This is a genomic window from Pelomonas candidula, from assembly GCF_043555985.1.
GTDB lineage: Bacteria > Pseudomonadota > Gammaproteobacteria > Burkholderiales > Burkholderiaceae_C > Pelomonas > Pelomonas candidula.
Genome location: NZ_JBIGIC010000008.1, coordinates 15,348 through 34,396, shown reverse-complemented (window position 1 = coordinate 34,396; position 19,049 = coordinate 15,348). Strand labels below are relative to the sequence as shown.

At 65.2% G+C, this 19,049-nt stretch carries 21 protein-coding genes; all 21 read left to right on the top strand.

The window, feature by feature from the left end:
• Nucleotides 1–9 precede the first annotated feature (9 nt).
• The 21 genes from ACG04R_RS16415 to ACG04R_RS16315 all read left to right on the top strand — a co-directional run bounded on the left by ACG04R_RS16415 (nt 10) and on the right by ACG04R_RS16315 (nt 18,997).
• Nucleotides 10–510 (top strand): helix-turn-helix domain-containing protein, encoded by a 501-nt coding sequence (locus ACG04R_RS16415; protein WP_394412840.1) that lies wholly within the window; start codon nt 10–12, stop codon nt 508–510.
• A gap of 6 nt (nt 511–516) precedes the next feature.
• Complete coding sequence (locus ACG04R_RS16410) at nt 517–1,377, top strand: hypothetical protein (protein WP_394412837.1); 861 nt, start codon at nt 517–519, stop codon at nt 1,375–1,377.
• Between the two features lie 26 nt (nt 1,378–1,403).
• Nucleotides 1,404–1,934: a hypothetical protein gene (locus ACG04R_RS16405; protein WP_394412834.1), complete on the top strand. Its 531-nt coding sequence runs from the start codon at nt 1,404–1,406 to the stop codon at nt 1,932–1,934.
• Nucleotides 1,935–2,211: 277 nt separating this feature from the next.
• Nucleotides 2,212–2,811 (top strand): hypothetical protein, encoded by a 600-nt coding sequence (locus tag ACG04R_RS16400; protein WP_394412831.1) that lies wholly within the window; start codon nt 2,212–2,214, stop codon nt 2,809–2,811.
• A 25-nt stretch (nt 2,812–2,836) separates the two neighbouring features.
• Nucleotides 2,837–3,295 (top strand): hypothetical protein, encoded by a 459-nt coding sequence (locus tag ACG04R_RS16395; protein ID WP_394412828.1) that lies wholly within the window; start codon nt 2,837–2,839, stop codon nt 3,293–3,295.
• Nucleotides 3,296–3,385: 90 nt separating this feature from the next.
• Nucleotides 3,386–3,709: a hypothetical protein gene (locus tag ACG04R_RS16390; protein ID WP_394412825.1), complete on the top strand. Its 324-nt coding sequence runs from the start codon at nt 3,386–3,388 to the stop codon at nt 3,707–3,709.
• A gap of 8 nt (nt 3,710–3,717) precedes the next feature.
• Nucleotides 3,718–4,203: a hypothetical protein gene (locus ACG04R_RS16385; protein ID WP_394412822.1), complete on the top strand. Its 486-nt coding sequence runs from the start codon at nt 3,718–3,720 to the stop codon at nt 4,201–4,203.
• A gap of 7 nt (nt 4,204–4,210) precedes the next feature.
• On the top strand, nt 4,211–4,897 hold the full coding sequence (locus ACG04R_RS16380; RefSeq protein WP_394412819.1) for a relaxase domain-containing protein: 687 nt from the start codon (nt 4,211–4,213) through the stop codon (nt 4,895–4,897).
• Nucleotides 4,897–5,202 (top strand): hypothetical protein, encoded by a 306-nt coding sequence (locus tag ACG04R_RS16375; protein WP_394412816.1) that lies wholly within the window; start codon nt 4,897–4,899, stop codon nt 5,200–5,202. The genes ACG04R_RS16380 and ACG04R_RS16375 overlap by 1 nt, the downstream gene beginning before the upstream one ends.
• Before the next feature lie 13 nt (nt 5,203–5,215).
• Nucleotides 5,216–5,488, top strand: coding sequence for a hypothetical protein (locus tag ACG04R_RS16370; protein ID WP_394412813.1), 273 nt, complete (start codon nt 5,216–5,218; stop codon nt 5,486–5,488).
• Between the two features lie 176 nt (nt 5,489–5,664).
• Complete coding sequence (locus ACG04R_RS16365) at nt 5,665–5,817, top strand: hypothetical protein (RefSeq protein ID WP_394412810.1); 153 nt, start codon at nt 5,665–5,667, stop codon at nt 5,815–5,817.
• A 26-nt stretch (nt 5,818–5,843) separates the two neighbouring features.
• Complete coding sequence (locus ACG04R_RS16360) at nt 5,844–6,968, top strand: hypothetical protein (protein ID WP_394412806.1); 1,125 nt, start codon at nt 5,844–5,846, stop codon at nt 6,966–6,968.
• Between the two features lie 120 nt (nt 6,969–7,088).
• Nucleotides 7,089–7,847 (top strand): hypothetical protein, encoded by a 759-nt coding sequence (locus tag ACG04R_RS16355; RefSeq protein WP_394412803.1) that lies wholly within the window; start codon nt 7,089–7,091, stop codon nt 7,845–7,847.
• Between the two features lie 30 nt (nt 7,848–7,877).
• Nucleotides 7,878–8,315, top strand: a complete 438-nt coding sequence (locus ACG04R_RS16350; protein WP_394412800.1) for a hypothetical protein — start codon at nt 7,878–7,880, stop codon at nt 8,313–8,315.
• A gap of 8 nt (nt 8,316–8,323) precedes the next feature.
• A complete protein-coding gene (locus ACG04R_RS16345) occupies nt 8,324–10,864 on the top strand; it encodes a relaxase domain-containing protein (RefSeq protein WP_394412797.1) in 2,541 nt (846 codons plus the stop codon).
• A 102-nt stretch (nt 10,865–10,966) separates the two neighbouring features.
• Nucleotides 10,967–11,830 (top strand): hypothetical protein, encoded by an 864-nt coding sequence (locus ACG04R_RS16340; protein WP_394412794.1) that lies wholly within the window; start codon nt 10,967–10,969, stop codon nt 11,828–11,830.
• A gap of 11 nt (nt 11,831–11,841) precedes the next feature.
• Entirely contained in the window at nt 11,842–14,760 is a 2,919-nt protein-coding gene (locus ACG04R_RS16335) for a TraM recognition domain-containing protein (protein WP_394412791.1), read from the top strand.
• Between the two features lie 71 nt (nt 14,761–14,831).
• Complete coding sequence (locus ACG04R_RS16330) at nt 14,832–15,104, top strand: hypothetical protein (protein WP_394412787.1); 273 nt, start codon at nt 14,832–14,834, stop codon at nt 15,102–15,104.
• A 164-nt stretch (nt 15,105–15,268) separates the two neighbouring features.
• Nucleotides 15,269–15,862 carry a hypothetical protein gene (locus tag ACG04R_RS16325; RefSeq protein ID WP_394412784.1) on the top strand — a complete coding sequence of 198 codons (594 nt, stop codon included), beginning with the start codon at nt 15,269–15,271 and terminating at the stop codon, nt 15,860–15,862.
• Entirely contained in the window at nt 15,852–18,794 is a 2,943-nt protein-coding gene (locus tag ACG04R_RS16320) for an LPD7 domain-containing protein (RefSeq protein WP_394412781.1), read from the top strand. Before ACG04R_RS16325 ends, ACG04R_RS16320 begins: the two co-directional genes overlap by 11 nt.
• Complete coding sequence (locus tag ACG04R_RS16315) at nt 18,791–18,997, top strand: hypothetical protein (RefSeq protein WP_394412778.1); 207 nt, start codon at nt 18,791–18,793, stop codon at nt 18,995–18,997. The genes ACG04R_RS16320 and ACG04R_RS16315 overlap by 4 nt, the downstream gene beginning before the upstream one ends.
• Nucleotides 18,998–19,049 lie beyond the last annotated feature (52 nt).

Here is a 19,049-nt window from a genome sequence, read left to right as displayed (position 1 = left end):
TTGAACAAGATGAAGGAGAACGTCATCGACCCCGTCGACAAACTCATCGCCATCCGTAAGGCCACCGGCGCCAGCGTGGAGCAGTTCGCTCACCTGGTGGGCTTTTCCGGGCCCAACGCGGCGGACAACTACCGACAGCTCGAACGCGGCAAGCGCCCGCTGGTGGGCCCGCTGGTGCCTCTCCTCGACTGCCTGGAGCCTGGCGTGGACATCGACACGTTGCGCGCGTCGGTCGCGCATCAGATGCCCGCATTCGTCGACCTGGCCCCGCTCGGCGCCGAGGTGGACTACGAGGGCGTCCTGCACACCCGCTACCCTCGCTTCATCGGCGCCTTCACCGGCCTGATGCCGGATGCGCTGCGAGCTCGTGTCGAGAGAGCCGGCTACGCATCAGTCCCGGCGCCGGCCGACACCGAGCTCGGCCAGATGGTTGCGATTCCCCTTGACCCCTACGACGGCGACCTCACTCCGCTGCTGCGGGAGGCCGCGCGGCTGAAGTTCGGTGCCTAAAGCCCGATGAAGCGCACCAAGGGTCTGGAGCGGGTACTGGGCGCCTACACAGCTGCCCTGGTCACGCACGCCGCCTTTCCGGCCTTGCGGGCCCACCAGGTCGGCTGCCTCCTGGGATGGGCGCGACTGGCGCTGGAAACCGGCCAGGCCGCGGTGCCACGCGATGACCTGGCTGCCCACGTGACCTACTTCGCGGGCCTGGATGTGGCCGGCTTCGAGCAGTTGCTTGCCGAGCTCAGGGCGATGCGCCTGGTTGCCGTGAAGGACGATGGCGCCGTGGAGATGGTGCAGCTGGCGGCCGCGATGAACAACAAGGGTGCAGAGACGGAGCGCAGGAAGGCGGGATGGGAGAAACGGCGCCAGGCTACCTCGGTTGTCGCGCCGGCGCCGGCCAGGCCTGTCGCGGTGCCGGCCCAGCCAGTGGCGCCTCAGCCTGGCGTGCAGGGGTCGTTGTTGGAGCACGAGCCGGTCTCAGTGCCTGCCCCGGCGCCGAAGAAGGTGGCCGCGGCGCCAAAGGCCCCCTCCGGTGCCAGCACGCTTCGCATTGGCGCCGGAGATGGGGACGACTCCGCTGTCATGGTCAGGATGCCGGTCAAGGGCGGTGAGGTTCAGTTCACCGCGGCGTACCTGAAGACCCTGGAGCCCCTCTTCCCTGGCATCGTCACGAACTGGCTGTCCCGGGCACAGCGGGACCGAGAGGTCACAATGGCCGTGGTCGCGGCCGGCAACCGGCGCAACGGGTTCGGGCAGGGCGGCGGCTACAGCGACTCTGCACGGACGCCGGCGGAAGCTGGTGACGGCCTCGAGGACCTCATGGAGCTGATACAGCCTGAGTCGAGGGCGCCGGTGAGGTTGAGTGCGGCGTAGACGAACCGGTATCGAGGGAGTGGAAGATGTCGACGAACGCGAAGATTGACCACAAGTCCAGGCGGTACCGTGCCTACCACGAGGCCGGGCACTGCATGACCGCCTATGCAGTCGGCGCACGAATCGACTTCATGGAAGTCTTCTCCGAAGCCGGCGGGGTTTGTAGGGTGGTCCGGCAGGCCGACCCCAACATCGGGATGCTCATCGCGACCGGGGGATTCGCCATCGAGTACCTGCTCTGGTCGGCTTCACGAACGGTGGGTCCAGACGGTGTCGCGCTGACAGAGAAGCAGTTCATCGACGTCACGATGAACAATGCCTCGGACGACAAACAGAACTATTTCTCTGGCAACCATGCCGACGCCGATGGGGTGTGGCCCAAGGAGATGGACGAGGAGTTCATCCGCCGAGGCAAGAACGTCGTCGCCAATCAGCTGCGCCAATACATGGACGTCATCGAGACACTCGCACTGAGACTCGACCAAGCGAACAAGCTGAGCGGAACCGAGGTAGAGCAAATCCTTGCCGACCACGGCATCACGCTCAACGCTCAGTAGCCCTCAGGCAACACCTCTCTGCCAGCCCGCAATTTTCACTTCCTGCCTTGACAGGTCGCCCAATAGTGATACACTGTGTGCACTTGCGAAGCACCACAGGTCCTGAGGACCGCCGAAAGGATGAATCACATGCGATACGACAGCTCCCAGGCGAAGGAAGCAGACGACCAATCTGCGGCTCGCTCCTACACGGATGACGAGCTCGGAGCGTGGGAGTTGACCGAAGTCGACCTTTTGCTGCCGGCCGACTGTTTCCCCGAGTGATGGTGGCCAGCACATGAACGAGACCTCCTGCACCATGCAGCTCGGCTACATGCTCGACACCAACATCCCTCGATACCGCGACCTGATGGCTTCACCGGCCGCCTTGCGTGCCCGCCTTGTCGACGCCGGTATTGAGCGCGCGCGCCGTGTCTCCGGCCTCAGTGTCCCCCGTGGCATCGGCACCGGCGCAAACTGGAAACCGGTTCTCTCCCGCGACTGCTGCAGCCAGGCCGGTGCGGGCAAGCTCTTCGAGCACTGCAAAGGTGCCGAACACGTGGCAACCGAGTACAGCCTATCCGATGCCGCCATCCCGTCGGTCGAGTCCCTGGCGCAGCTTCTTGTCAGCGCGCGCCTGGCTGGCGCCATGCCCAATGAGCTAAACGAGAACGGACTTCGGGGCGCCATTCTGGCCGCCCTGAACGACAGCTGGCGCCGGCTGTATCGAGTGCCTGGACGGCAGGCGTCTGACTGCGAGGAGGTCCGCTTGGCCTCAGGGATGAGGTCGTCGGATGACGTCTTCGCCGAGCGACTGGCTCGTCGTGCAGGTCGTCGGGCCGAAGGGGCTAACTCGCGTTCGGCCTACCTGGCGCCGCGGATGGCGCCAGGTGCTTGAATTCACAGGAAGGGGACAGCGAGACATGTCGAATCTCATCGTCAATCCCGGTCAATCCGCGATGGTCGACTGGGAAGCCGTGTGCGGCGTCGTCGCCAAGAAGGTTGGCGACTGCAGCAGCATCCACGACGTCCTCATCCTTGCTCCAGTTGATGACCTTGATGACGAGGACCGAGTCCGACAGGCACGAGACGTGGAGCGTGAGACGCGAGAGGCTGAGAACATCGCACGCAACCATCCCGAGCTCGCACGTCATCTCTCGGTCTGGCAGCTGTATGCGCTCTGGGACGACTACAGCTCGGACGACGCCTACGTAAGTTGGGCTGACACCGACGAGCGCGACACGAGCTTCCTGGCGTACCTCCTCGGCCTCGCGCTGTGCGGCAACCAGCAGGCCGAGACGTTCTCCGGCCTGAGCAAGCGCCACATTGAACACTCGAGCCTCGGGTTCGCCGCTCTGAAGGCCGCGGGGGTCACCTTGTGACCGCCCGTGCTCATTGACACCAAATAGATGCTACTCCGTACCCACTTTTCTGCCATGACAAACGTCCGTGACCTGACCCTCAGTCTTCCTATGTCGCTCTCCCTCGGCGGCATCATCAGCACCGCGCCGATGGGCTCAGGGATGAGCTGCTTTTCTTTGGACCCGATGCAAGCCCTGTACTCGGATGCGTTGCGTGCAACTGCGGAGTACCGAGCTGCGAAAGAGCGGAAGAGCCACCTCCTCGCCAAAACGGTGCAGCACGAGGTGGGCAAGACCAGCCTGGCCCATCACCTCGTGGTTCGTTCGGTCGCCGAAGACGCAGTTTCCGCCCGCAAGTCTGCCGCGCTGCAGAGAGCTGCAGCGCTCGGCCGGCTCCGCAGCGTTCGCCGTTCCATTGCCTCGCAAGCGAAGTGAGTCTCGCTATGGCCTGGTTGAACAAGGACTGGCTGAAGATGTCGCGTCTTCCTGAAAAGTGGGTGTACTTTGACCAGGAGCAGCGCTTCAGGTACGTGCATACCCGCACCTTCATCCTTCGAGGTGCGGTCGACCAGGCAGCGGTACTGGCTTCTGCAGAAGCTCCGACTTTTGAAGATGCACTCTTTTGCGCGAAGTCGCTTAGCTTTGGCGATTTCGATGTTCTCCTTGAACTGCTGGAGATGGCGTCCTTTGGACATTCGCCGGTTGCTTTCCACAGCGGCGACGCTGTGCGCCGCATCGTGCGTGGGGAAGATAGCCATGGCATTGGCGCGGGTGAGGAGTCAGCTCACGCATGGCTTGCCTTTTTGGCGCAGCAATTGCGGCCGGCGCTTGTGCAAGACCTTATGCAATCGGTGATTGCCGGGCACGCGCCGGCAGCAACCTCCACTCAAGCCCCGCCTGCGCGTCAACACCTGCGCGCAGCCATCTGAACGCAACATGGTCAGCTATCCCAGGCCGGTCACAAGGGCGAAAGCGCTCGGCTACTTCATCAAGGAGTCGCAGGGCTACAACGCGTTCACCGAGCACCCTGAATTCCGCCCGGAGTTCGGTGGCTCGCTGCTGCCGCGGCTTGGCCTGAAGCCTGGCCCCTTTACCGAGGACGAGTACACCGACTTCATCTTGGGCGAGTTCCCGGCCGTGCAGTCCGGCGACCTCGCCATTGCCTACGCGTCCGACTCCGAGCGTGCCGCATACGACGTCACGGTCACCTTGCCGAAGGACTTCAGCCTGCAGCTGCTGGTGTCGGAGGACCGGCGCCTCTTCGAAGTGGCTCGCGAGCTCAACAGGGAGGTGATGAAGCTCTTCGAGCAGTACGCCATCGTCCGCGTCACCGACCGGAATGGGCGGGTGCAGAAGCTGCGCGTCGAAGGCATCGCGTATGCCACCTGGTGGCATATCAGCACTCGCGAGCGCAAGCCCGACGCCGAGCGCGACATCAACACCGGTGGCGACCCACACTTCCACCCGCACAACATCGTCAGCAAGTTCGTCCTGCCGCGCGGCTCGAGCGAGCTGCTCGGCATGGTGGGTAAGGACATCCAGATTGCGCGTCGCGCCCTGAATGCCGTCGACGACGGCGCGATGGCCCGGAAGCTGCGCAACCTCACCAGGAAGCGTGCGTGATGGCTGGGCCGCAGCAACCGTTCTCTAGCTCGAAAGCCGTCCTTCACCTGGCCGAGCTCTCCACGCTAGTGGCTGTTCTGCGCCCGGTCTACGCCATCGGCTACATCGCGACGCTGCAGAAGGAGTTGGGCCTGGACAAGGCGTTCCCGGTGCCGAAGTTTCCGCCAGGCGGTGGGAAGGTCGCCTACAAGGAGCAGCGCGCAGAGGTCGAGCGCGGGATGCGCGATGCACGCGCCGGCGCCAAGCCTTCGCTGCTGGTGCTGGACGAGACGAAAGGACAAGAGCATGAAACTTCGAGGGCTTAACCTCCGCTGCGCGATGGCGCTGTACCGCGTGTTGGCGCCATTGAAGACGGTCGAGGAGCTCGACGAGATGCTCCAGGACGTCGACCACAACGCGCAGGCGCTCGGCATGTCCGATTTCGCGGACGGCCACGTCGACCCTCCTGGCATGTTCGCCGACGAAGTCCTCCTGCTGGAGGCCTGGAGCGCAGGCCAGCGCCTTCAGGCCGAGCTCGAGGAGATGCAAGCCTGTCCTGGCTGCCAAATCCCCGCATATGACTGGAACGGGGTCTGTGCGGTGCATGGCTGAGGGAAGCCTTCTCCAGCCAGCCCGCCCAACCTCGAGCGGGCCGCAAGCGAGCAAGCCAGTTGTCGCGAGAAGGTGATTCGAGCGTCAATTGACCGTGCACCACCGGCAATGGCTTGACCTACAGCATCAAGAGTGATACACTGTATTCATTTACTCACACCGAGCAAGGAACCGAGATGCGTACGCAGACGAATTCTCTCAGGTCCCACAGGACCGCCAAGCCGAACCCGCGCGAACTCCGTCGTGCGCTGAAGGGGCTGGACGACCGCGCTGTGAACGTGCTGCTCGCCAACGTCAAGACGCGCGTTCAGCTCTCGCTGGTGCGTTGAGCGCCGGCATCGAACGAAGGACCTCCATGAGCGGCCTTGCCTCCATCGACATCGACCTGGTGCCGTGGGAGTCCGACTGGATGTCTGTGCTGGGCGACGACAGCGAATCGCAGCTGTGCGTCGGCCAGACCGAGGCTGGCTTTCACTCTGGGCTTCGTCTTCGCCGCGAGAGCGGTGAGTTCGAGGTCTGGTGGTCGGAGCACGCCAAGCCCAGCATCGAAGAAGCCCAGGGAAATGCTTACCAGCGTCTCCTGAGGCAAGTTTCCCAACCCGCAAGGGAGGCCTCGCCGGAATCGGTGGCCCCTACCTGTCATCAATCCACTGTGAGGACCCGTGAAATGAACATGAGCCACATCGCTCGTACCGTCGCCGTCTTGAGCGGCGAGGACACCAACGTCGGCAAGAGCACCATCGCTCGCCACATGCTGCGCCCCGGCCTGACCGCCGTGCACGGCAGCTGCGAGTACCTGCTGGTGGAGAAAGTCGACCGCGACATCGCTGAGGGCGAAGACAAGCGCTACCGCCCCGAAGAACTGAAGGCCATCAGCCTGAAGCTGGCCATGTGCCGCGCGAAGAAGAAGGGCGCCGTCGTCGTCGACGTCGGTGGCGGCCAGGCGTCCGCGTTCCTCGCCGAGATGAAGCAGGCGCAGGGCTCGGAGGCCCGCATCGACGCGTACATCGTGCCAGTCGTGGCCACGATGAAAATCGACAAAATCATCGAGACCATCGAGGAGCTGATTCTCATCGGCGTGCCGGCGGACAAGCTGTCGGTGGTCATCAACCGCGCGCCGGTAGGCAAGACCGTCGCCGACCTGGTAGGCGACGGCACGTTCAAGCCGCTGGCCGACCACGCGGCTGAGTACGGCTACCGCCTCATCAGCATCGCGCTGCCGAACAACCCGGCAGTCGAGCGGGTGCGACACAAGGTCTCGCTGACCTTGGGTGCGCTTGCGGACGGCACTGCCGACCTCAATGCTGAGTTCGAGCGCCTGGTCGCTGAGGGCAAGGATGACGAAGCGGCGGACGTGTTCGACCTTGAGTACGACGGTGGCTACGCCAAGTCGATGCGCGTTCACATGGATTCCTGCTTCTCGGAAATCTTCGGCATCCCGATGGTGTCGGGCCTCGAGGTGAGCGAGCTCGATGCCTAAGGCCACGAGGTCGTTGGCGCGGGCACCAAAGTTGGTGTCCAGCGCGCAGTTCCACCCCCTGGCCAGGCGCCCGGGGGCGGCGAGCCCCTCGAAGACGACATCCCTCCGCAGGAACCCCTCATGAGCGGAATCCCCACCGATGACGAAGCCCTGGCGGCGGCACACGATGGGCAGTTGGACCTGCTCGGCGCCGACATTTTGTCGCTCGACAGCGGCGACACTCCTATCGAGCCCGATGCCGGCGCGCCGACCTTCGACGTCGCGGAGGTGCCGGTTCCGGACTTCCATTCGAAGACGGTGCTGGACTATGCGATGGGCTCGACCGACTTCGACCAGCGCCCGGCCTACGCGCTCGTGAAGGCGATGCGCGGCCAGGCTGCCGTGTCCAAGCAGATGGCGGATACGGCTCAAGTCGTCAGCAAGGCGACCGCGGACGTCCGAGAAGTCCAGGGATTCGCCGAGCGCGGCCGCGACACCCTCGCTGTCTGGGTCTTCGGTGAAGGAGGCCTGGTCGAGCAACTGAAGGGCATCTTCTCCACCGAGCGCGAGCTGAATCGCGAGGCTGCCAAGGGTGGCTTGCTGGACGCCGCCGAGGAGGTCGAGAACCTGGTCGAGCGGTACGGCAACGCCAAGCGCGAGGAGTTCGACGCTCACGCCATCCAGAAGGCTGCTGAGCTCGAACGCGAGATGCACCGCATCACCGTGACGTCTCTGCAGACGGCGCTGCAGGCCATCGTCGAAGAGAAGACCGCTCTGGTCACCATGACGGCCGAGTACGAGGCCAAGAACCGCTACTCGGTGCGCATGGGCGTCGCCTACGGCATCGCTGGCCTGTGCGCCGGCATCGCCATGACCTTGGCCACCGTTCTGATGCGCTGAGCGCGCAAGGAAGAAGACATGGAGAGCACCTTGACCGACGAAACCGAAGTGCCCGTCCTCGAGCGGAAGCGCCCGGCGCTCGACCAGGCGCTGGTGGCGTCGTTTCGTGCGGAGATGGAGGCCCGGAAGCTCAAGCGTGCGCTGATGAAGGCTCAGGCCTCGGAGGATGACATCGTTGACGGTGACGTCGTCGTCGAGGAGCCTGTGGAGCTCAAGCCCATCGAGGCCCAGAACGTCGAGGCGCCCGTCGGCACCGGCTACGACTTCGACGAACCGAAGGTTGAGGCCGGCGGCTTCATTCCGACGAAGGAAGAGAGCTACGCCTACCAGAAGGTGCTGGCGATTCGCTTGCGTGTCATGGGCATCCCCACCATCGAGCCCACCGACTACACCCTGGAGGAGTTCGACCGCATCGAGAAGTACAACCTCGAGCTCGTCGAGCGCAAGGCCGGCCAGGCGCAGAAGTGACGTAGCCCGTGGCCGGCAACGAACAAGCCCAAGCGGCCGCCGCAGAGGCGGAACGGCGTCGAGAGCAAAAGGAGCTCGATGCGGAGCAGAAGCGCGGCAAGGAGCGGCTGCTCGCGACTGCCCGACGTCCGCTGAGCTCCGACCGCCCGAAGTCGAAAGCAAAGACGCCCAAGGCGTCCAAGGCGCAGAAGGCGGACCGGCAGCCCTCATGGCTTACAGCGGACTCACGCAAGCCGTCCGACGCCGCGGAGCGGCTGATGTCGCTTGAGACCGAGCACTGGGTCGCCATGCGCAAGGCGGCCGATGCCGTCGGTCACCAGGTGCTGGCGAAGGCCTACCGGCGTCTTGGCATCGCGTACACCGCCGGCGAGCACGGCGTGCGGATGAACGCGTATTCCCGCGAGCACATCCTCGCCAACTCGGACGGTGCCAAGAGCGTTGCCGCAAATCTGGAGCGCCGCGGCGTCAAGCGTGGCCGCGCGACGCCGCAGGACCAGCAGCGCGCCAACTTCGAGGAACGCAACAACAAGCGGATGTTTCCGCTGGCGGAGTTTCGGGGGATGTGGCGAGCTCGCAATGAGGCGCGCGGCTTTCTCGTGTTCGAGCAAGCCGACAAGCGCCTCGAGGCCGGCTACGTCCACACCCAGGCGATGACCCCGGCGCAAGCCGTCGATGCCGGCCTAGCGCTTGCAGCCTCGCGCGGTGAGCGCGTGTTCGATGAGCGCAAGCTGCTCGAGTTCGCCATCAAGGGCTCGGGCTTTGCGACACCGCATGCCGACATCCGCGACGAGATTGGGCGCCAACTGCTGATGCAGGAGCTGGTGCTGCACCGCGGCGCCGTCGTGCGGCCGGCGCCTGGCCAAGAGCTGGATGCCGGCCAGGCCGTGACGCCGGAGCGGCGAGTGGCGCCTCTTGTGTCGCTCGATGCCGCCATCGACCTGCTGAAGTCCGAATCCGCGCTGTCGCAGGCCGAGCGCGATGCGGTGCTGAGCATGGCCGCTGGCGAGTCCACCCGAACCATCGTTCCGACCACCCCCTCTGGCCAGCCTGCCGTGTTGGCGGTCGTGGAAGCGGCCGCCGCCACCTCGGGCCGTGCGTATCTCGAGCTTGCGCCCCTGTCGCACGTCGGAGGTGCGGGCGAAGGCATGTCCGTCGAGGCGGCCCTGGAGGGGCGCGCGCCTCTTTCTGCTTCGCCGGCGGTGCTGGTGTTGAAGCACGCCAACGAGATGTCTGGTCGCACACTGGAGGCGGTGCGGGCCCGCGCTGTCGCTTGCGACGCCCGCCTGGTCGAGCTGCATGCCGCCGACCGGCTCCGTCATCCGTTTTCCCCGCACCAGGTCAACGAGCGTGCTTTGCTGGCGCGCGCGCAGCCCTTCGAGCAACTGCACCGGGAAGTCAGTGACGGGCGAACACAGGCGACTGCCAGTCGCGAGGACACGGTCTCGCCGGCCGTCCGACAGGCGGCCGAGAAGTTCTCTTCGGGGGAGCGTGTCCTGGTGCTGACGGATTCGCAGGCTTCCGCCTCGGCGCTGAACGAGCGCATTGCCGCCTCGCTGAGCGAAGTGACGGGCGAGGCCGTGAAGAAGGTCCGAGTCCGGAAGGCCAGGCCCGTGGATGTCGGCGGCGCCAAGCTGGCAGCGTCCTACTCCGTCGGGGACACCGTGCTGGTCAAGCGCACGACTGGCGCGCTGCGGCGCCGCGAGATTGCCACCGTCGATGCCATCAATGTCCGCGCCGGGTTCCTGACGCTTCGCGTCGGGGACGGTGAGCACGCCCGCAGCGTCAAGATGTCCCTGGACACCCAGGCGCACCACATCGAGCGCGTCGAGGTGCAGGAGGTCTCCGTGACCCCGGGTGCGGTGCTCCGAGTCAACGAGAGCCTCCCTTCGCTCGGACTCGAGTCCGGCCAGGCCGTGCAGGTCGAGCATGTCGACGTCGAGTCCAAGCGCCTGCGCGCGCGTGGCGCCAGCGGTTCGGAGCACGAGGTGTCCTTCAGTTCGCCGGCGCCTTTGTCGCCTGCCATGGCGATGACGCCCTCCGAGCTGACCGACGCCGACCTGGCGCACCTGCGCGCGGCGACTCCGGACGTTGTGGTCGCCCTCTCGCCCGACGCCGAGCCGGCTGATGTGGCTGCGGTGCTTCATGCGGCAACCCGCCTGGACGCCCAGGCGCAGGTCTACGCTCCCCAAGAGCTTCTTGACCGCCATCCCCCTGCAGTCGAGCTGGCGCCGGAGCTGGCCCTGGTGCCGGCTGTTGCTGGCGCCCGCCTGGTCATCCACGAGCACGACTTCGAGGGCGTGGCCTCGCTGCGCAAACGACTCATGGATGCCGATGCCATGCGTGCGTTGGAATCGACTCGCATCACGCTGGTCATGCGGGACGGCGCGCGGCGCCTCTTCCTGATGCGCAATCGTGCCGCGATGGAGGCGTTGGAGCTCGAGCTCGGCAAGGTTATCGGCCCGGCGCCGGTGGCAGAGAAGACGCTGGGCAAAGCTGCGGCGCTTGAGCAACTGCCGACCAGGCCTGCCAATCAAGAGCGGACGCGCTAAGCCGGCTGGTGCCGCTCGACCGGCGCCGGCTTGACTCATTGAATACACAGTGATACACTGTCCTCACCTTTCTTCCTTTTGTTCACCAATGGAGGGCCACTGATGCCTGCTGAAAACGTACTGGTCGAAACGCCGGCGGCGAAAGCTGCTCGAGCGACGACGACGCCTCTCAAGGCGATTACCGTGGGTGGCTTCAGCCCGCCCATCGGTGAGACCAAGATTCTCTCGAAGGGTCACACCCGCTCGAGTCAGCTGAACCACGTCGACGCCGAGGACCTGCACTTCCTGCCGTCGGAGACGAAGCTGCGCAATCGCCTTGTCGCTGCCGCGTTCTTCGCCAGCGCTGTGCTGGTGCCGTACTTCGGCGTCAAGAGCGCTTCGATGTACAACAACTGGCAGGCCGAGCGCCGCTCCGAGGAGATGCGCGTCAAGGCCGAGGCCGACGCCAAGCGCGCCCAGGAAGCTGCCGCAGCCCAGGCCGCCGCCGCGCAACTCATCGAGTCGCAGCGTCGTGAGATGGCCGAGAAGGCGCCGCGCATCCTCGCCGGTTTCGTCGACAAGGGCGTGGCCGACACCAACCTACCTGCCACGCCGGCCCCGCAGCTGCTCACTCCGGAGTCGCTCAAGATGTGGGGCGATGCCTTCTGGGCCATCGACCGCGGCACGACGCCCGACTTCGCTCAGGCCCTCAAGGCCGACGTCGCATGGACGAAGCCGGTGCAGTTCACGACGGTGATGCCGCACACCATCCTGCTCACGGCCGTCGTCGACGACAACGGCACCCGCAAGGTGTGGCTGGCCATCATGCAAGACCAGTCCAGCCGCGGCAATGGCGCGCCGAACGTCATCAACTCGGTGACCAACATCCCCGGCGTTGAGCCCGACAAGGTGTACGTGGCGCCCAACTACGCACGCATCAATTTCGACCAGATTCGCGGCGCCTTCACGACGTCGCTCACCAAGTAAGGAGGCCCAGCATGAGAAAGTCCAACAATGCTGCTCCCATGGCTGACATGCCGTGGTGGATGCACGCCTTCATGCTGCTGCTGATGCTCGGCGGCTTCATGGCGATGGCCATCGGCAAGAGTGGCGGCGGTGGCGTGCCTGCCGTCGCGGTCATGCTGCCGCTGGGTATCGGCATCCTCATCGTCGGCGGCATCCTGCTGCGTGGCCTGATGACGTTCCGCCACGGCCTGCTCGACGCGCGCAACAAGGTGCGCGTCGACGTGCTGGGTGACGTGGCCACCCGCGAGAAGGACCCTTCGCTCCTCGAGCGCTTCATCTCGATGATGTCGGTCCAGGCGGTCGGCCAGCGCTTCTATGCCTACGTGCTGAAGCAGCTGGGCGTCGACAGCGAAGCCGAGTTCGGCAAGGAGATGCTGTTCCGGCTGGGCGAGGCGTTCAAGAACGACCCCAGCCCGCTGACGCGCGGCGACCTCAAGGAGGCTGCGCGCAAGCGGTGGCCGATGTGGAAGGACGAGCTGGGCGCCTTGCAGGGGCAGTTCGAGCTGCACGAGAGCCTGCCGTCGCACATGGAGCCGTCGGTCTTCATGCACGACAAGCTCATCAGCGGCGACCCGCTGAGCTTCTACTGCTTCCGTTACCTGACCGATGCGGACCTGAAGCGTGCCTACGGTGCCTCGCTGCGCCGCGTCCAGGAGACCGCCTCGTACGTGCCGTCGGTTGCGGCGCTGCTCGGCGTCGGCATCATGCTGTGCCTGCTCCACTGTATGGCTGGCCAGACGCAATCCCAGTTCCTCGGCTTCGTCCTGGCGCTGGTTGCTGGCGCTGCTTCGGCTGTTGGCTTCGCCGTCTGGTCGCTGACCACGCTGGCCGAGAAGGCTCTGCACGTGAAGAGCGTGGCGGCTTTCGCGCACCACCGCGTCAACAGCGACGAGACCCTGCGCACGGTGCAATCCCTGGCCACGGCTCGTGCGAAGGAAGAGCAGAAGAACCCGGCCGGCGGCCTGACGGCGCTGCGCGACTCGCTGCGCCTGGCGCTGCGCGACAAGAACCCGGTGATTCAGATTGGCATCGGTACCGGCCACGCCCTGCTGCACGGCGTCCACCCCTGCCATTCGTACATGGAGGGCCAGCCCGTCTGCATGACCACGGACGACCTCTCGCGTGGCGGCGTCATCATCCTTGGCGCCACCGGCTCGGGCAAGTCGTACTCCATCCTCATCCCGTTGATGGCCCAGGTGATGCGGGCTCCGTTCGACCAGTCGGAAATCGACCTCGCCGTCGCTGGCAAGCGCCCGCTCACGGCGTCGATGGTTACCTTCGACCCCAAGGCGGCGCTCCACCACGATGCGAACCGCCTGGCCAAGGACGCCGGCTGGGTGTCGCGCAACATCGGTACCGGCAAGAACGAGTTTGGCCTGGACCTGTACGACGGCCTCACCCCGGTCATCGTGTGCGCGGTCAAGTCCGAAGCGATGGCGCAGAAGGCCAGCGGCGCGAGCAAGGGCGACCCGTTCTGGGACAGCATGGGCGCGAAGGTTCGCTACGCGGCCACCGTCATCGCCCGCGTGTACGAGCTGACCGAAGAAGGCCTGGCGGAAGTTGCCAACTCCGGCGACCGCATCTACTCCGATGACGGCGTCTACAAGCTCGCCATGTCGGCTCGCGTACCTGACGGCCGCCTGTTCAAGGTCATCGAGGCCATCATCAAGAACGTCCGCGACAAGGAGAAGCGCAAGTACATCGCCGCCTACTGTGGCCCCGAGCTGACCGCGGCCATCGACTTCCTGCGTCGTGACCTGATGACGCAGTTCAGCGAGAACACCGTCGGCGGCTTCCTGGCCAACGTGGCGGACTCGATGGGCGACTTCATCTCGGAGAACGACATCCGCGAGCGCTTCGGCTCGGCCCGCGGCAACATCCTCGACATCGACCGCCTGTGGGACAACCGCACCGTCACCAACTTCACGCTGTCGAAGTTCCGCTACGGTGACGTGGCTCGAATCGTGACCATCATGGCCAAGATTCGCCTGTACCACCGTGGTGCCCTGCGGCAGGAGATGGACCCGGACATCGGCAAGTACAGCAAGCTCATCGCCGTCGGCGACGAGTGCCAAGAGTTCGTCACCTCCGGTGGCACGTTCTCGGAAGCGCAGTACATCAACACCTCGCGCGCGTTCGGCTTCAGCTTCATCTTCGCCACGCAGACCATCTCGGCGCTCATCATGGCTCTGGGCAGCGAGAAGGCCGCCTACAACATGATGGCTCAGCTGCGCTCGAAGGTGTTCCTGGCGTCGGAAGACCCAGACACCCTGCGCTACCTTCAGAGCATCACGCCGGACACGCTGCAGGCCTACATCCAGGACAACAACGCCTACGAAGGTGTCCTGGCCTGGCGCAAGGAAGTCCTGGGCGGCATCAGCGAGAACATCGTTCCTGCCGACATCTCGGACGATGACCTGCTCAAGCAATCGCACCCGCTGGTGCACGGTCGCGTCGAGCCGCTGATTCGCTCGATGGCTGACCCGCTGGGCAAGGCGCACGCTGCGAGCGGTCAGGAGGCCTACGAGGCGATGTACGTCCACGGCGAGGACTGGGTGAACGCGTACGCGCCGCAAGGCCGGTTCGCCTCGTTCGTCGGCAACGCGCTGAAGGGCGTGGTGCCGGAAGGCCTGGGTGGCCGCGATGCGGGTGTCTCGGAGCCGACGATGCGTCCGACCTACAACAAGGCGGACATGGGCATGTCGGTGGGCAAGGCCATCGTGGTGACCAACAACCAGGGCCTGTTCCAGACCGACAAGGTCATCCTGACGCACCAACTGGGCTTCCTGCAGAACAAGGACACCATCGACGTCGAGGTCGCCGAAGTCGCCCCGCAGGTGACGGCAGCCCAGAAGGTCGCCACCCAACGCGTCGCGATGGCCGCTCAGTAATCCAGCCTGTATTCGTGAATACATGGTGAAACCATGTATGCACATTGCAGGGAATCGAAAGGAGTTTCCCCATGAATGTTCAAACCGCCAATTACGCTCTCGACCGAGTCAAGGCCTTGCGCGCCGCAAATGCTGTGATGTACGAGCATGGCCTATGCACCCAGGTCGAGCGGCAGACGCTGCAGGAGGTCGACCGCCTGCAGGAGATGAACCAGAGCCTGGTCAACGCACGTCGTCCGGAGAAGGACCTCGTGAAGGACATCCCGGGCTACCAGGTCCCGCCCGTCACGGACCCGGTCATCAAAGGCATCATCGCCAGCCACGTCGCCGAGAAGGACCGCTGAGCAGCAGCGGCCTCTTCGTCCCCAGCAAAGCCACGGTTCGCCGTGGCTTTTTCTCTTCTGGGCGTCTCAAGCTTGCAAAAAAGGGCAGCACGTGATACACTGTATTCACTCAGCTTGAGGAGTCACCTTTGTACCCTAATCCCAAGACTACTTTGATTCGAGCGGTGTCGAACTACGCTGCTCCCGACCAGGATATCAAGTTCGCCGGCCGCTACGCGCTGAGTGCTGCGATGCGCCTTGGTTGCCGGAAGGCGACTCACAGCTTGATGGCACCCGGCGAGGGCTCGTTTGACCTCGGTTTCAGCATGCCTGTTCGCATCTCCGTCGACAACCGCATTCATGGCCGAGTGGCTCGCGCTGTGGGTCTCATCGCCTACCGCGACGAGGAGTACGACAACCTGTTCTTCCTGTATGAGGCCAACAACGGTGAGCTCGCCGCGGTGATGGGCGACACCTACGACATGTCGCGTGCCATCGACGGCTGGCTCGACTATGGACGCTACTTCGACTTCAGCTGGGACCCGGTGGCTCGCGTGCGCACCGATGTTTTCGCTGTCGATGGCTTCGACACCCTGTGGTCCGACCAGGATGGCGTCATCGCTGGCGCCGACATCGAGGGCTCCGTGGTGACTGTCACCAAGCAGCAGCTGCACGACAGCTATTCGCGTCTCCCGGAGGCCACGCTGCTGCGCATCGGTGTCCAGGCTTCGATGTTCCGCGCCTCGCAGGGCGCCGGCGGGGGTCTGAATGCTCGCTAACCGGCAGCTGACCGACGAGGAGATTCGAGCCCTGCGGCGCGCTGAAGAGACGCGCCGAATCGCAAATCAGGAATTCGAGGACCGTAGCGCGCTTGTGCGCCGCGGCAACGATGGCCAGCTTATCTCCACGGCGCCTGAGGACGCTCGTGGCCGCGAACGCCACATCCAGCGCCTCGAGAAGGAGCGCGACACGCAGCGCGCCCTGCACGAGCACGCCATCGAGCGCTCCCGAGTCCAGCACGCGCAAGCTGTTGCGCGTGACCGCGAGCGCCACGTGGAGCGCAATCGCCAGGTGCTCGAGCGAGACCTCGGCCGCGTTGCCGGCCTCAGCCGCCTGGAGCATTCGGCGGACTTCCACCGTGAGGTCGAGCGCTTCGAGCGCGACACCGGGCGCGAGCTCGACCGCTACAGCCGAGAGTGCGGCGACTCGTACTCCCATGACTATCTCGAGAGCCGCGAGCGCTACCTACGCGCCGTCGACGACGAGAAGAACCGTCTCCTGGCGCGCGACTACGCAGCCAACGAGGAGGACAAGGTGCGCCTGGCTGACCGGACCATCGACGATTCGGAGCGCAAGCGCATTTTCCAGGCCAAGCAGTCTCGCGAGACTGCCATCGACCGCCTGAAGAACGAGGCTGAGCGTGCGCGAGAGGCCGACAAGCTGGCTGCCGACCGCCTGGCCGCCATTTCCGTCAAGGAGCGTTCGGAGCCCGTTGTCGACCGAAAGTTTCTGGACCAGGCGACGCGCCTGGACATTCAGCTCCGTTTCGAGCAGGCCGACCGAACGTACCATCTGCAAGAGAAGCAGGCCTGGCTGGCGTCGCGCACATCGCAATACCGCGAGCAGCACGAAGCGCGGGCATATCAGGCTTTCAACGACCGCCTTGCCGAGCAGCAACGCTTGGTCGAGTTCGACCGGGACTTGAACAGCCAGTGGCGAGACACTGCGCTGGAGCGCGAGCAGCAGTATGGCGACGAGCTCAAACGCCGGAGGTCGGAAGAAAATCGCCTCGTCTCGGAGAGAAGCGTGCAGTTGCAGCGCGAGGCCGAGCGACACCGTGAAGCCGAGCGCAACCGCCCATCGGCTCTGGACCTGTGGGGCCAGGAACTTGAAGCCAAGGAGCGGGCCCGGAGCAGGAATGTGGCTGACCGGCAGACCGGCCAACAGCCTGAGAAGGACAAGCGGGCTGGCCGAGAGGATCGGCGCGTAGCGCGTGAGCCTGAGCGTGGCGATGTACGTCATCCTGAGCGCTTGGCCAAGCCTCCGGAGCCGAAGCCCATCCAGGATTACGTCCACAAGCTCGAACGCGACCGTGTCGTTTACAGCAAGGCGTCTGAGCCCGAGAAGCAGGCCTTTGCAGACTACGGTCGTCGCATTGCCGTGCTCGACCGTCATGATGAACTGAATCGGCGCGCTGCGCTGACGCTCGCGAGCGAGCGCTTCACCGGGACCATTTCAATTCGAGGCAGCGAGGACTACAAGCGCTCGATGGCTGAGACGGCGCATCAGATGGGGATGCAGGACCGCATCCCGGGGCTCAGGGACTACTTCAAGCAGCTCGACACCCAGAAACAAGAGCGTGAGCGAGCAGCTGCCCAGGCGCGCGACAAGTCGGCCGGACAGGCGAAGCAGCCCGAGAAGGCCCAGGGCAGGGAGCCGAGCCGTGATGAGGCTCGCGCGCCGGAGCAAAGGCCGTCCGAGCCTGACCGCAAGGCACCTGAAAAGACTGCAGCGCCCGAGAAGGCGCCCGCTCGCGCGGACCAAGCTCCGGAGCGTGCAGTTGCCGCGGAGCCCGTGCGCCAAAATGGCACTCAAGAGCCCGCCCGCGCGAAGCCGGCGAAGGACTGGCGCGCGTTGTCGCACAGCGACCATCTGCAGCAACACGTCCAGAACGAGGCCCAGCTCCAGCGTGACGTCGCCAATGCGCAGCAGTTGGCGCATGAGCCGCGACCGGTTCGCGAGGACGAGCCCAAGGTCGCGCCGGTTGCCGCCCGTGAGCCCGAGCGCGCCAGCGAGGAACTGCAGGCCTCTCTGGCGGCGGCTTCCACCGTGCCGGCGCCGGAGCAGACCCAGTCGCGTGACGGTGACCAGCAGCGTGACGCGGCCCAAGTTGTTCAGCCCGCGGTCTCTCTGCCTGAGCAATCTCGGGAAGAGGCGCCAGTTCAGCCCGTGGCGGCTACGCCGGCTAGGATTACCGAGCAGGAACCCTCGTGGGGATATAGCGACGGCGACAAGGCACGCCAGGCGGAGCCTGAAGCTGCTCAGGCTGCAGAGCCGCCCGCAGGGCTCATCAAGCAGGCTGACGGGCAGGAACGCACAACTGAGCCCGTCGCAGCCGTGGTGCCGAGCAGAGAGGCCGAGAAGCCGTACGACTGGGGTCCAGGTGCTCGCGATTCGTCCGACGCCGAACTGGACAAGCTCGCCCGCGAGCCCGCGCACCAGGCTGACCTTGGGCGCGTACAGGCCTCGAACGAACCGGCGCTCAGCGCCAGCCAGGAACCGAGCCAGGTTTCGGAACCGGGATTGACCCAGGTACCGCAGCCCGACGCAGACCCCGAGCTAGGCCATGGCGGACCCGAGCCCGAGCCGATGCAAGCGCAGGCGCATGCGCCTGAGCCCATGCAGGCCGCGCCGGCACCTGAGGTTGACCTCGACCAGGCTGAGCCTGGTGTCCCTGCTGCGTCCATTGCGTCCAGCCAGGGGCAAGAGCGGGATGCGGATGCTGAAGCTACGCCTGGCTCTGCGCAAGCCGAACCCGAGCGTGACGTTGAGCCCGAAGCGCAGGCCTCGGTGTCGGCGCCTACTCCGGCCCACGACCCAGAGGAAGACTACTGGGCCGGCCTCGCCGGCAGCATGGAATCCTCGAACAACGCCGGTCGCGACCACGAGCGCGACCATGACCTCGACCAAGAGCAAGGACTACAACGATGACCACCAAGAAGCAACCGAAAGAGCGGACCAGCGTCTTCCTGGATGCCGGCTCCCTCGGGACCGCCGCGCAAGTCGCCGCGCTGCAGAGCGCCGCCAACCCGCACCGCGATGCGGTTACGGTGTCGGCCGTGATGCGGGAAGCCATCACCCTCGGCCTGCAACAGCTGCTCCAGCGGTACTCGACGCCTGCGTCGAGCCAGTAAGAAGGGCGACTCCGGCATTGACTTGCTGCAGCCACAGTGATACACTGTATGC